General features: G+C 67.4%; 12 protein-coding genes. 1 reads left to right on the top strand and 11 read right to left on the bottom strand.

The genetic code is table 11. The features are described 5' to 3' along the window. Window positions 1-21: 21 nt before the first annotated feature. The 10 genes from ACVCL9_RS00910 to ACVCL9_RS00865 form a co-directional block, all read right to left on the bottom strand. Window positions 22-1,344 (bottom strand): ABC transporter permease, encoded by a 1,323-nt coding sequence (locus ACVCL9_RS00910; protein ID WP_447097026.1) that lies wholly within the window; start codon window positions 1,342-1,344, stop codon window positions 22-24. Between the two features lie 117 nt (window positions 1,345-1,461). Next, the gene (locus ACVCL9_RS00905; protein WP_447097027.1) at window positions 1,462-2,691 is read right to left on the bottom strand and encodes an ABC transporter permease; all 1,230 of its coding nucleotides are present in this window, start codon (window positions 2,689-2,691) and stop codon (window positions 1,462-1,464) included. A gap of 11 nt (window positions 2,692-2,702) precedes the next feature. Beyond that, a complete protein-coding gene (locus ACVCL9_RS00900) occupies window positions 2,703-4,010 on the bottom strand; it encodes an ABC transporter permease (protein WP_447097028.1) in 1,308 nt (435 codons plus the stop codon). 116 nt (window positions 4,011-4,126) lie between these two features. Continuing rightward, window positions 4,127-5,383 carry an ABC transporter permease gene (locus ACVCL9_RS00895; RefSeq protein WP_447097029.1) on the bottom strand — a complete coding sequence of 419 codons (1,257 nt, stop codon included), beginning with the start codon at window positions 5,381-5,383 and terminating at the stop codon, window positions 4,127-4,129. Between the two features lie 90 nt (window positions 5,384-5,473). Next, the gene (locus ACVCL9_RS00890; RefSeq protein ID WP_447097030.1) at window positions 5,474-6,790 is read right to left on the bottom strand and encodes an ABC transporter permease; all 1,317 of its coding nucleotides are present in this window, start codon (window positions 6,788-6,790) and stop codon (window positions 5,474-5,476) included. 49 nt (window positions 6,791-6,839) lie between these two features. After that, entirely contained in the window at window positions 6,840-8,081 is a 1,242-nt protein-coding gene (locus ACVCL9_RS00885) for an ABC transporter permease (RefSeq protein WP_447097031.1), read from the bottom strand. Window positions 8,082-8,091: 10 nt separating this feature from the next. Next, entirely contained in the window at window positions 8,092-9,402 is a 1,311-nt protein-coding gene (locus ACVCL9_RS00880) for an ABC transporter permease (protein ID WP_447097032.1), read from the bottom strand. Between the two features lie 71 nt (window positions 9,403-9,473). Next, the gene (locus ACVCL9_RS00875) at window positions 9,474-10,184 is read right to left on the bottom strand and encodes an ABC transporter ATP-binding protein (protein WP_447097033.1); all 711 of its coding nucleotides are present in this window, start codon (window positions 10,182-10,184) and stop codon (window positions 9,474-9,476) included. A gap of 127 nt (window positions 10,185-10,311) precedes the next feature. Continuing rightward, the gene (locus ACVCL9_RS00870) at window positions 10,312-11,583 is read right to left on the bottom strand and encodes an efflux RND transporter periplasmic adaptor subunit (RefSeq protein ID WP_447097034.1); all 1,272 of its coding nucleotides are present in this window, start codon (window positions 11,581-11,583) and stop codon (window positions 10,312-10,314) included. A gap of 182 nt (window positions 11,584-11,765) precedes the next feature. Next, complete coding sequence (locus ACVCL9_RS00865) at window positions 11,766-12,173, bottom strand: hypothetical protein (RefSeq protein WP_447097035.1); 408 nt, start codon at window positions 12,171-12,173, stop codon at window positions 11,766-11,768. On the opposite strand from ACVCL9_RS00865, the gene ACVCL9_RS00860 reads away from it, so the two are divergent. Further along, complete coding sequence (locus tag ACVCL9_RS00860; protein ID WP_447097036.1) at window positions 12,172-12,294, top strand: hypothetical protein; 123 nt, start codon at window positions 12,172-12,174, stop codon at window positions 12,292-12,294. The two genes, ACVCL9_RS00865 and ACVCL9_RS00860, sit on opposite strands and share 2 nt — an antisense overlap. A 79-nt stretch (window positions 12,295-12,373) precedes the next feature. Here ACVCL9_RS00860 and hemP read toward each other — a convergent pair whose 3' ends face one another. Next, a complete protein-coding gene (hemP, locus tag ACVCL9_RS00855) occupies window positions 12,374-12,574 on the bottom strand; it encodes a hemin uptake protein HemP (protein ID WP_447097037.1) in 201 nt (66 codons plus the stop codon). Window positions 12,575-12,584: the final 10 nt, after the last annotated feature.

Below are 12,584 nucleotides of genomic sequence, written 5' to 3'. Positions count from 1 at the left end.
CTCCTGCGCAGGAACAGCGCACTACAAAGTCTTTAGCTGAAGTCCCGGCGCCACCCGGCTGGCGCGGAGCGCCGGCAGGACCCCGGCCAGCAGGCTGGCGGCGATCGCGGTGACGAAGGTGGCGACGAACATCGACACGTCCAGGTGCGCAAGATCGGCGTACGCCACCGGCTGCCGGCGAACCAGCCACAGGCCGAGCAGGGTCAGGCCCAAGCCACCGATGCCGCCGATCAGGCCGACCAGCCCGGCCTCCACCAGGCATTGCGCGAACACCGCGCCGCGGCTGGCGCCGAGCGCGCGACGCACGCCGATCTCGCCGCTGCGGCGCAGGAACTTCGCCAGCAGCAGGCCGATCATGTTGAACAGGCAGATGGCGAGAAACGCAAACGCCAGCCAGGTCTGCAGCCGCACGTCGCCGGGCACCACGCCGTTGTAGTCCAGCCATTGCATCAGGCTGCGCAGGCGCGTGTTCTGCGGCCGCACGATGCGTCCCAGCGCGGCCTGCTGCGCCGCGTAGCCATCCAGGAACTGCTTGTACGCGGCGACCTTGCCGGCGTCGCCAAGCTGCACCCACAGGCGCACCCACGCACACGGCGAGTTCTGCAGATGGCCCGGCCGCTCGGGCATGTGCCAGCAGGTGAACTGCTGGAAGTTGCCGTCGTTGAGTTCGAGACCGGTGAAGAACGGCGTGAACACGTCCTGCGTCTTGCCGTAGAAGTCCGCGGTGTCGCCATTGGCAAAGCGGCCGCCGGCCACGGTGTAGAACACCGGCGACGGGCGCCATGGACGCAGCACGCCGACGATGCGCACGTCCGTGTCGCGCAGGCGCAGCACCTGGCCGACACTGTCGCGGCCGCCGAACAGCTTGTGGTTGAGATCGTCGGAGATCACCGCCACCCGCGCGTGCCGGGCATCGTCATCCGCGCTCCAGCCGCTGCCGTAGCGGAACGGCACGTCGAACATCGGAAAGAAGTCGCTGGTGGTGGACAGCATGCTCGGCATCAAGGTCGGCAGGTTGACCCCCGGCGCGCTCAGCCGCACCGGGCTGTCCACCACCAGCGTCTGGGCATCGGCCCGATGCGCGCCCCACAGGTCCACTGCCGACTGGTAATCCATCACGTCCAGCGGCTGCTTGAAATCGCCGGGCGTCGGGTTGCCGTCCACCTGCGGATAGAACAGCGTGCCGCTGCGCGTGGGCACCGGGTCGCCGGAGAGCAGATGCATCACCGTCAACGTGGTCATGCTGGCGCCAATGCCCACCGCGATGGCGATGACCATCAGCGCGGTGAGCACCTTGTTGCGCTTGAGGCTGCGCAGGGCGAGATCGAGGTAATAGGTGAACACGTCCGAATTACTCCTGTTGACTCGTTCTTTCGCAGGAGCCCGCTCGCGGGCGATGCTCCTGCTCAAATGCGCGACGCAGATCAAATCAAGGGCATCGCCCGCGAGCGGGCTCCTGCGTCACACCGACCTCGTTGCCACGACAGGCGGCACCGCCGCGGCGCGCAGCGCCGGACCGAGCACGGCGAGCTGGCCGATCAGCCACAGCGCGATCGCGCCCACCGGGAAATAGATCGCCGGCAATCGCGGCAGCTCGTAGTGCAGCATCAGGAACAGGTTGATGGCGTAGGCCAGCACCATGCCGAGCACGATGCCGATCGTGGCCAGCAGCAGGTTCTCGGTCTGGAAATAATTGAGGATGTTGCGGCGCGTGGCGCCCAGCGCACGGCGCACACCGATCGTGCGCCGCCGCTGCGCGACCCAGAAGCTGGCCAGGCCGACGATGCCCAGCGCGGTGACGATCAGCAGCGCGGCGATCGCGCCCACCAGGATGCCGGCCATCGAGCGGTCGTTCTCGAAGAACTTGTCGCGCACTTCGTCGTAGGTGCGCTGCTCGGTCACCACCCGCCGCGGGTCGGCTTTCTTCAGCGCCGCCACGGCGGCTTTCAGCACGGCCTGGCGATCCTGCGGGCGCGTGCGGATCAGGTAGCTCTGGTCCTTGCCGGCGCCCATGAACATCGGCAGGATCATCGAGTAGTGCGCGGTCGCGTCATCGTAGGCATTGGCGCGCGCCAGGTCGGCGATCACGCCGACCACGCGCACGCCGACCGGGCCGACGTAGATCGTCTTGCCGAGCGCGTCGGCGCCCGGCCACAGCCGTTGCGCCATGGCCTGCGTGATGACCGTGACCGGTGCGATGACCTTGGTGTCGCCGGTGGCCAGCGCCTTGAGCACCACGTCGGCGTCGAGCACCTCGTCGGGCTGCAGGTGGCGCCCCGCCAGCAGGCGCAGACCCATCGTCTGCGCCAGGTTCCCGCCGAAATAGGTGCCGGCGCTGAGGGTCGGCTGGCGTTGCTCCGGGTCCAGCTTGATGCTGGCATTGGACGAGGAGCCGCCCAGCGGCAACTGGTTGACCAGCGCCACGTCCAGCACGCCGGGCACTTGCCGGATCACGGCAAGATCCTCCCTTGCCCGCGCGTAGATGTCCGGCGATGGCGTCACCTCGGCCAGCTGGATCTGCACCAGCGCATGTTCGTCGATGCCGGTGGGCATCTCCATGTGCTGCAGGCGGTGGTTGATCATGAACACCGCGTTGCACACGATCGCGCAGGTCAGCGCGATCTCCAGGATCAGCAGCCAGGCGGTGGTCTTGTGCCGCCGCAGCGTGGAGAGGATCGGTCGCAGTTCCATGTCGGTAACCCTCAGTTGCTCTTGAGCTGCAGGGCCGGCGGCACCTGGCAGGCGCGCCACGCCGGCAGCATGCCGGCCAGCAGGGTCGAACCCAGCGCCAGCGCGAAGGTGGTCGCCAGCATCGTGCCGTCCAGGTGCGCCAACGCGGCATAGCTGGAAGGACGCTGGCGCACCACCCACAAGCCCAGTCCTGCCAGCAACAGGCCGCCCACGCCGCCCACCACGCCGATCACGCCGGACTCGACCAGCAGTTGTCCGAACAGCGAGCGTTTGGAGGCGCCCAGCGCGCGCCGCACGCCGAGGTCGCCGGCGCGCCGCATGAACTTGGCCAGCATCAGCCCGACCGTGTTGACCAGGCACACCAGCAGGAAGCCGAACGCCAGACCGGTCTGCAGGCGCACGTCGTCGGGCACCACCCGTTCATGGGCCAGCCACTGCATCACGTTGCGCAGTCGCACGTTCGGCGCCTTCGCGAAACGCCCCAGCGCCTTCTGCTCCTGCGAGTAATGCACCAGGAACTGCTGGTAGTCGGCCGCCTTGGACGAGCTGTCCAGCTGCACCCAGAACTGCAGCCACACGCAGCTTTCCGAAGGGTAGATCCGGCCTACGCCACCGGCGCCCCTGCCCCAGCAGTCGTTTGAGCCGTTGTGCTCCATCTTCAGATCCAGCGCCGTCTGCAACGGCACGAATACCTGCTCGGCGCGGCCGTAGGAGCCGGTGTTGAGATCGTAGAAGTGCGGGTTGGGCTCCCAGTCGTCGAGCACGCCGACGATGCGGAAGCTGGCGTCGGCGATGCGCAGGTTGCGGCCCACGCTGTCGGCGCCGCCGAACAGGCGCTCGTTGAGCTCGCCGTTGATCACCACCTCGCGCGCCTTGGCCTCGTCGTCGGCGGCGTTCCAGCCGCGGCCATAGCGAAACCGCGTGCCGAACATCGGGAAGAAGTCGGCAGTGGTGTAACGCGACTCCACGTAGAACGGGTCCACGGCCGAGGAGTCGGGCTGGATCGGCACGGAGCCGCCGGTCATCAGCGCCTGGCGATCGGCGCGCCCGGCGTGCAGCAGGTTCAGGCCATCGATCAGGGTGACCTGCTCCGGCGGCTCGACCCCGGGCAGCTGGCCACTGTTGTCGCGCGGGTCGATCTGCGGGTAGTACAGCGTGCCGCTGCGCCCCGGCAGCGGGTCGCCCGACAGCACGTGCAGCACCGTGAGCGTGGTCATCGACGCACCGATGCCCAGCGCGATCGCCAGCACCATCAGCGCGGTGAGCGCCTTGTTGCTCTTGAGGCTGCGCAGGGCCAGGTCGAGGTAGTAGGCAAGCACGTTCGGTGTCTCCTTCGGAGGAGGGAATAGGGAATGGAGAATGGGGAATAGGAAGCACCAAAGCGCGCGGCTTTTGCCTTTGACGATTCCCTGTTCCCGATTCCCGATTCCCGGCTTCAAGCCGCCCGCGTCGCCGACACCGGCGGCACGTTGGACGCGCGCCGCGCGGGCACGAACACGGCGGCCTGGCCGATCACCAGCATGGCCAGCACGCCGACGAGCACGTAGGACACCGGCAGGCGGGTCATCTCGTAGCGCGTCATCAGCCACAGGTTCAGGGCTATCGCCAGCGCGATGCCGAGCAGTACGCCGATGCCGGCAATCAGCAGGTTCTCGATCTGGAAGTAATGCAGGATGTCGATCTTGCGTGCGCCCAGCGCGCGGCGCACGCCGATCTGGCGATGACGCTGGCCGACCCAGAAGCTGGTCAGACCCACGATGCCGGCGGCAGTGACCGCGACCAGGATCAGGCAGATCACCCCCATCAGGATCGCCATGCCCACGTCGGCGCGATACGCCTTGGCGCGGATCTCGCTGAAGGGCCTGACGCTGTCGTCATCGAGCACGCGCAGCGGGTTGACCTTGTACAGCAGCGGCGTCACCGCGCGCATCGCCGTGTCGAGCTGGCCCGGCCGCGTACGCACGGCGTAGCGGGCAAAGTTGGCGTCGAGCCGGGTCGGGATCAGGGTCGAGTACCACGCGAAATCGTTGCCCCAGCTGCCGCTGGCGGGCGTCTGCATGCGCTCGACCACGCCGATGATGGTGGTCGGCGCATTGCTGCCGTCGCTGTAGATCACCTTGCCCACCGCGCCGCCGTTCGGGAACAGCTTGTCGGCCAGCGCCTTGGTGATGATCGCGATGGGACGCGGCGGCTGGTCGCGAAAGCCCTGGTGCTGCACGTCGCCGGCGGTGAACGCGCGGCCGGCCACCAGCTTCAGGCCCAACGTATCCAGCGCCTGGTCGTCGGTGAAGTAGTACGCCGTGCGGGTGTTGTCCTTGCCGCCGAGCTTGGCGCCCGGATCGTGCGACATCGAGCCCGTCCACGACGAGTTGAGCAGCGGCAGCGAATTGATCGGCGCCACCGACGTCACGCCGGGCAGGTTGCGCAACGCGGCGAGATCCTCGCGCTGCATCGCGTCGAGCTTCTCCACGCCGTCGGCGGTGTCGGCGCTGGGCGCGCCCACCCATTGCTGGGTGACCAGGAACAGGTTGCTCTCGTCCAGCCCGGTGGGCCGGTTCACCCGCTCGATGCGCTGGCCGATGATGAAGATCGCATTGCACACGATCGCCAGGGTCAGCGCGATCTGCAGCGAGATGAGCACGGTGCCGGCCTTGTGCTTGCGCAGGGCGGCGAGGATGGGATGCAGTTTCATGATGTAGTTCCTTGTCGCACCGTCAAATGGAACGGGTTTCCTTGAGGAGTGCGGCCATGGATGGCCGCTTTCTCGCGCAGGGAGAGCGCATTAGTTGCTCTTCAGTTGCCAGGCGGGCTGCACCCGCGAAGCCCGATAGGTGGGATACAGGCCGGCCAGCATCGTGGCGACCACCGCCACCAGCAGGGTCAGCACCAGCAGCGACACGTCGATCCGCGCCAGCGAGGCGATGTCGCGCGGCAACACCCAGCCCACGCTGGCCACGCCGGCGCCGGTCAGCAGCAAGCCGAGCACGCCGCCGGCCGCACCCACGATGCCCGCCTCGACCAGGAACTGCGTGTAGATCGCCGCACGCGGCGCGCCGAGTGCGCGACGCACGCCGATCTCGCTGCTGCGGCGCAGGAACTTGGCCAGCAGCAGGCCCACCGTATTGACCAGGCACACCAGCAGCAGGCCGAGTGCCACCAGCAACGACACCCTGGTGTCGCTGGGCACCACGTGCTGGTTTTCCAGCCACGCCGGCACGTCGCGCAGGCAGTTGTTCGGCGCCCAGCGGAAGCGCCCGGCGGACTGCTGATCCTTGGCATAGCCGTCGAGATAGGCGCGATACGCCGTCACCGCCGCGGCATCGTCCAGTTCGGCCATGAACGCGATCCACGCGCAGGGCGAATGCTGCAGGCCGACGAAGCCCGGTTCGTCCGGCACCGCGTTGCAGTTGGTATTGCCGTCGTTGGTGATGCCCGTCTGGATCGCGGTCTGGAACGGCAGGAACACGTCGGCGTCGGTGGTGGAGAAGCCACCGCTGTTGACCACGTCGTAGAAGCGCGGCTGCGGGTTCCACTGGTCGAGCACGCCAACCACCCGGTAATCGCGGCCTTCGACATTGACGATGCGGCCGACGCTGTCGATACCGCCGAACAGCTTCTGGTTGAGCTTGCTGCTGATCACCACGACCTGCGCGCGGTTGCTGTCGTCGCTGGCGCTCCAGCCGCGGCCATACCGGAACGGCACGTCCAGCATCGGAAAGAACTCGCCATACACGGCATGCCCGCTGACGTTGAGCGGATGTTTGCTGGCGTCGGTCGGCACGATCGAGGGCGAGATCTGGTACATCGCCGACTGCCGCTTGGCGCGGTGATCGCGCATCAGGGCGACCGCGTCGGTGTAGTCCATCGCGTTCGGCGGCTCGCCGTCGGGACTGCGGCCGTTCGGCCCCCACATGTCGATCTGCGGCACGAAGAGTTTGGACGACTTCCACGGAATCGGGTCGCCCGACACCGCACGGAACACCGACCACGAGGTCATCGACGCAGCCACGCCGAAGCCGATCGCCAGCACCATCAGTATGGTGAGGCCAGGGCTGCGTTTCAGGCTGCGCATCGCCAGTTCGAGGTAGTAGGCAAACATTCTGTCTCTCCGTCGTTTGAGCCCCTCTCCCGTCGGGAGAGGGGAAAAATCACACGCTCCGCGTCGCCTCCACCGGCGACACGCGCGAGGCGCGCAGCGCCGGCGCCAGCGTGGCGGCCTGGCCGAGCAGCACCAGCACCAGCACGCCCGCGCCCACGTAGGCCAGCGACATCCGGTCCATCGCGAAGCGGGTCACCGTCCACAAGTTGAAGGCGAAGCCCAGCACGATGCCCAGCACCGTGCCCGACACGCTGATCAGGAAGTTCTCGGTGAGGAAATAGGCGAGGATGTCGCGCTGCCGGGCACCCAGGGCGCGGCGCACGCCGATCTGCTTGCGGCGCTGGCCGACCCAGAAGCTGGTCAGGCCCACGATGCCGGCCGCGGTGATCGCCAGCAGCACCACGCTGATGATGCCCATCAGGATCGCCATGCCACGGTCGCGGTCGTAGACCTTGTGACGGATGGTGGCGTAGTCCTGGATGCCGTCCTTCGAATCGATGATGCGCAGGCGATTCTGCGCGTACAGCGCCTTGGGCGCCTCGCGCATGGCGTCGGCAAGCTGGCCGGGCCTGGCGCGCACGATGTAGAACACGCCGCGCGAATCATCCGCCCGCAACGGCCAGATCAGCGCCTGGCCGGCATAGCCGTTGCTCCACGAGTCCACGCCCTGCCGGTGCAGCGGATCGACGATGCCGACAATGGTGGTCGGCGTGGCGCCCATCGCATAGAAACTCTTGCCCAGCGCGTCGCCGTCGGGAAACAGGCGATCGGCCAGCACCTTGCTCACGATCACCGTCGGCGGGGTGACGGCTTCCTGGGTGCCCATCACCATCACCTCATCGGGGCGGAAGTTGCGGCCCGCGACGAGATTCAGGCCCAGCGTGTCGATGAAGTGGTCGTCGCCGGTGTACACCGCGGCATCCGTGGTCGGCTTGACCTGCTCGGGCGTCATGGTGACGAAGTTGTCCCAGCCGCCGCCCCTGAGCGGATACCCGCTGGCCGGCGTGGCGTCGCGCACGGCGGGCAACTGCCGCAGCGCGATCAGGTCCGCGCGCACCTGCGCATCGACCTGGGACGTCGACTGGCCCATGTCGGCCCACATGTTGGTGATGACGAACACGTTGGCCTCGTCCACGCCGCTGCTCGCGGAGAGGTTGCCCAGTCGCTGGTGGATGATGAACAGCGCGTTGCACACGATGGCCAGCGTCAACGCGATCTGCAGCGCGATCAGCAAGGTGCCTGCCTTGTGCTGGCGCAGCGCGGTGAGGATGGGCCTGACCTGAAAATTCATGGCGCTCTCCTCAGCTCGATTTCAGTTGCCAGGCGGGTTGCACGTGTGCCGCGCGCCACGCCGGGTAGAACGCCGCCAGCACGGTGGCGATGATGGCGACGACGAACGTCAGGCCCACCAGTGAGAGATCGAGCCGGGCCAGCCGGGCGATCTCCGGCTGGAACAGGATGCCCACGCCGGACACGCCCGCGGCCGTGAGCAGCAAGCCCAGCACGCCACCGGCCAGGCCTACCGTGGCGGCCTCGATCAGGTATTGCGCGTAGATCTCGCGCCGGGTCGCGCCCAGGGCGCGGCGCACGCCGATCTCGCCGGCGCGGCGCATGAACTTCGCCAGCAGCAGGCCGATGGTGTTGACCAGGCAGATCAGGAAAAAGCCCAGCGCCACCGCCAGCGAGATGCGGCTTTCCGGCGGCACCACGTGTTCGTATTCGAGCCACTGCATCACGTCGCGCAGACGCACGTTGGCGGCCCAGCCGAAGCGACCGGCGCGCTGCTGGTCGGCGGCATAGTTGGTGAGGAAACGGCGATAGGCGGCGACTTCGGCGGCGCTGTCCAGTTCCACCCACGGCGTGATCCACACGCAGTTGCTCTGCAGATAACCCTGCCAGCTCGTGTAGGTGATCGAACCGCGGCAACTGTTGCGGCCGCCCGAGCGCATCTGCAAGTCCAGTGCACGGTTGAACACCATGTAGATGTCCGGCTCGTCGGCAAACCCGCTGGTGCTGAACAGGTCGTAGAAACGCGGGCGCGGATTCCAGTGGCTGGTGACGCCCACCACGTGGTAGTCATGCCCGCCAAGGTTGAACGTGCGCCCCACGCTGTTGGCGCCGCCGAACAGCTTCCGGTTGAGTTCGCCGCTGATGACGACGGCGCTGGCTCGCGCGTCGTCGTCCTGCGCACTCCAGCCGCTGCCGAAGCGGAACGGCACCTCGAACATGGTGAAGAAGTCGGCGGTGACGGCATAGCCGCTGGCGTTCAGGGGAAGGTCGCGGTTGCCGCCCGGCATCACCGAGAGTTGCACCGGATACAACAGGGTCTGGCGCTTCGCCTCGTGCGCCCGCATCAGCGCCATCGCGTCGATGTAAGCCAGTGCTTCGGCCGGCTCGCCCTTCAGGTTCTGCTGCGGCCCCCAGCCGTCCACCTGCGGCGTGAACAGCTGCGCCGACTTGCCAGGTATCGGGTTGCCGGACACGGCCCGGAACACGGAGTACGTGATCATCGACGCGGCCACGCCGAAACCGATCGCCATCACCATCAGCGCGGTGAGGGCGGGGTTGCGGCGCAGGCTGCGCAGTCCGAGCTGGAGGTAGTAGGCAAACATCTCTGGTTCCGGGATACGGGATTCGTAATTCGCGATTCGGAAAGGCCGATGCCCTTCCGATTCCCTATTCCCTACTCCCTATTCCCTGCCTTCACGGCATGGAAGCGCGGCTCCTCGGCCAGATCCACCACCTGGCCGTCGATGATGTGCACGTTGCGCTGGGCGCGGGCGGCCAGCTCCGGATCATGCGTGACCATCACGATGGTGGCGCCATCGCGGTGGATCTCCTCCAGCAGCTCCATCACGCCGCGGGCCATCTGGGTGTCGAGGTTGCCGGTGGGCTCGTCCGCCAGCAGCAGACGCGGCGAGCCGGCCAGCGCGCGGGCGATCGCCACGCGCTGCTGCTGGCCGCCGGAGAGTTCGGCGGGGTAGTGCTTGGCGCGCGAGGCCAGGCCCACGCGTTCCAGCGAGTCCATGATCCGCTGCTTGCGCTCGGCCGACTTCATGCCGCGATAGCGCAGCGGCACCTCGATGTTGTCGAACACGTTGAGGTCGGGGATCAGGTTGAACGCCTGGAAAATGAAGCCGATCTTCTCGTTGCGGATCTTCGAGCGGGCGTTGTCGTTGAGGTTGCTCACCTCCACGCCGTCGAGGTGGTACTCGCCGCCGGTGAACGTCTCCAGCAGGCCGGCGATGGTCAGGAAGGTGGTCTTGCCCGAACCGGACGGCCCGGTCACGGCCACGAACTCGCCCTCCTTCACGTCGATGTTGAAATCGCGCAGCGCATAGGTCTCCACCACTTCGGTGCGGTAGACCTTGGACAGGTGGGTCATCTTGAGCATGCTGGTTCCTCGGTGGTTGGTGTAGTGGGAATAGGGAATAGAGAATCGGGAATAGAGAGCAGCGGCGTGGGATCGCGAGTTTTTCCGATTCCCTATTCCCTATTCCCTATTCCCGGCTGCCATCTCGCTATTGCGAGATGGCAACCTTCGCCGCGCCCTTGAAGCTGTCGGTGCCGGAGATCACGATCTTGTCGCCTTCCTTCAGGCCTTCGAGGATCTCCACCTTGTCGATGCTGGAGGCGCCGATGCGGATCGGGGTTTTCGTGGCGATGCCGTCGTGCACCAGGTAGGCGTAGCTGCCGCCGGATTCGTCGACGAAGGAGCCGCGCTGCACGGTGAGCACGTTGTCGCGCTTGTCCAGCAGCACGCGCACCGACAGGCGCTGGTTCTGGCGCAGCTGGTTCGGCGTGGTGCCGTCGAAGCGCAGCCGCGCGGCGACCTGGCCGTTGACCACTTCGGGCGAGATCGCGCTGACGATGCCCTTCCAGGTGTGGCCGTTGCCGCTGATCTCGCCGGTCATGCCGATGCCGAGGTCGCGGGCGAAACTCTCCGGCACCTGCATCTCCACCTGCAGTGCGGACAGGTCGACCACGCTGAGCAGCTGCGCATCCTTGGCCACGGTGGCCTTTTCGGCGATGAACAGCTGGCCGACCTGGCCATCCACCGGCGACTTCACATGGAGGTCGTCGACCTGGCGCTTGAGGTCGGCCACCAGCAGCAGCTGGCGGTCATGCGCCAGCTTCTTGGACTGGATGTCGAAGTTGAGACTGGCGTTGTCCATGCCCAGGTCGCTGCGCGCGTGTTCCAGGGCGATGTTGGCCTTGTCCAGGGTGTCCTTGGCGCGGTCGACGTCCATGCTGGGCACGGCACCGCGGGCGAACGCCTTCTGGTAGCGGGCGAGATCGCGCTGCGCGGTCTGCAGGTCGATCTTGGCGTTGTCGTACGCCTTCTGCAGGGCGGAGCGCTGCTTGCGCGCGTCGACCTGAGCACGCAGGTAGTCGACCTGCATCGCGTCGGCGTTGCTCTGTTCCTGCGCCAGCTTGTTGGTCAGCTCGGGGCTGTCGATGGTGGCCAGCACCTGGCCTTTCTTCACCGTGTCGCCGGCGTGCACCTGCAGCGTCACCGCGCCGCCGGAGGTCGCGTACAAGGTGGGGCTGACCGCGGCCACCACCTTGCCCTCGGCGGCGATGTCGCGCACGAACGGGCCGCGCTCGACGGTGGCGAACGACAGCCGCGAGGCGCTCACCGAACCGGAGGCGGAGAACAGCCGGCCGATCCCCGGCGCCAGCCAGGCCAGCAGGCCGATCACGAGCACGCCGACGGCAGCGAGGATCAGCTGCCGCTTGCGATTGGGTTTGACCTCTACCAGTTTGTCCTGTGCCGATGTGTCGCGAATCATCGTGTCGTTCCCGGCCGCGTGCAGGGCGGCTACGCAGGAGACAGAGCAATCCGCATGCCATCGAGGCGATGCCGCGAAAACACCGTTTTTTCAATGTGTTGCGACGCACCCGTGGCGGTTGTGCAGTGTCCGCGGACAGTGCACGGACAGCCGGACGCCGCCACTGGCGACGACCGGCGGGTTCAGCGGAGCGTGGCCGCGTCGCGGGCGATGCGCGCTGCCACGTCGCGCCCCAGCGGCGAGGCGGACGCCACGGCATCTGCGCCCAGCAATTTCAGGCCGGCGGCGAAGCGGCGCAATCGGAAACGCAGCACCCGCACCGCGGCCGGCGGCGATGCGAACGCGTCCGCGCGAGCGCCGGCCGCCGCGATGTCGGCACCGGCGCACAAGGCGTCCCAGGCCAGATAGTCGGTATCCGGCAACAGGTAGAGCCGGGCGAGCAGGCACTCTTGCGCATCGCGGCATTCCATCCACTCGCGCGGGCCATCGGCAGTGACTGCGCTGGCGAACGCCAGGGTGCGCGTATGCAGCAACGGCGCGAGATCGGCGGATTCGACCAGCAAGCCCGGCAACGGCCTGCCGCGCAACATGCAGGGCATCACACTCGGCGCATACAACACGTTGCCCAGCGCCGGCAGTCCGGCCAGCCATCGCGCGGTGGACAAGCACAACCGCGACCTGCACGTGGCGGCGGCCTCCTCCGATCCATAGATGCCGGTTCGCCTGCCTGTGGCGAACTGCGCCGTCATCCGCCGCAACAGGGCGGCACGATCCAGCCGCATGCCCATGGCTATTTGGTCAGGATCAGTTTGTCGTTGCGGGTCAGGCGCAGGTGGTACTCGCTGCCCTGATGCTGGATCACCAGCTCGCGCCCGCCGGCCAGGAGCAGATCGCTGGCGACCCGGCGCGTGGCGGTGGCGAGCCGCGGCGCCGCGCCGTGGTGCACGGCAGAAGGGGGAAACGGGGACGGACGCAAGGAGAGGACGGGCATCGGAGTTCCT

This window comes from Rhodanobacter sp. UC4438_H5 (assembly GCF_052978405.1).
The sequence above is the reverse complement of the archived record's forward strand: the minus strand, read 5'-3'. Positions and strand labels throughout refer to the sequence as shown.

Coding starts and splice junctions, on each gene's coding strand:
- ACVCL9_RS00870 (WP_447097034.1), bottom strand. CDS start 11,583: ATGATTCGCGACACATCGGCACAGGACAAACTGGTAGAGGTCAAACCC.
- ACVCL9_RS00890 (WP_447097030.1), bottom strand. CDS start 6,790: ATGTTTGCCTACTACCTCGAACTGGCGATGCGCAGCCTGAAACGCAGC.
- ACVCL9_RS00895 (WP_447097029.1), bottom strand. CDS start 5,383: ATGAAACTGCATCCCATCCTCGCCGCCCTGCGCAAGCACAAGGCCGGC.
- ACVCL9_RS00905 (WP_447097027.1), bottom strand. CDS start 2,691: ATGGAACTGCGACCGATCCTCTCCACGCTGCGGCGGCACAAGACCACC.
- ACVCL9_RS00865 (WP_447097035.1), bottom strand. CDS start 12,173: ATGTTGCGCGGCAGGCCGTTGCCGGGCTTGCTGGTCGAATCCGCCGAT.
- ACVCL9_RS00875 (WP_447097033.1), bottom strand. CDS start 10,184: ATGCTCAAGATGACCCACCTGTCCAAGGTCTACCGCACCGAAGTGGTG.
- hemP (WP_447097037.1), bottom strand. CDS start 12,574: ATGCCCGTCCTCTCCTTGCGTCCGTCCCCGTTTCCCCCTTCTGCCGTG.
- ACVCL9_RS00860 (WP_447097036.1), top strand. CDS start 12,172: ATGCAGGGCATCACACTCGGCGCATACAACACGTTGCCCAGCGCCGGC.
- ACVCL9_RS00885 (WP_447097031.1), bottom strand. CDS start 8,081: ATGAATTTTCAGGTCAGGCCCATCCTCACCGCGCTGCGCCAGCACAAG.
- ACVCL9_RS00880 (WP_447097032.1), bottom strand. CDS start 9,402: ATGTTTGCCTACTACCTCCAGCTCGGACTGCGCAGCCTGCGCCGCAAC.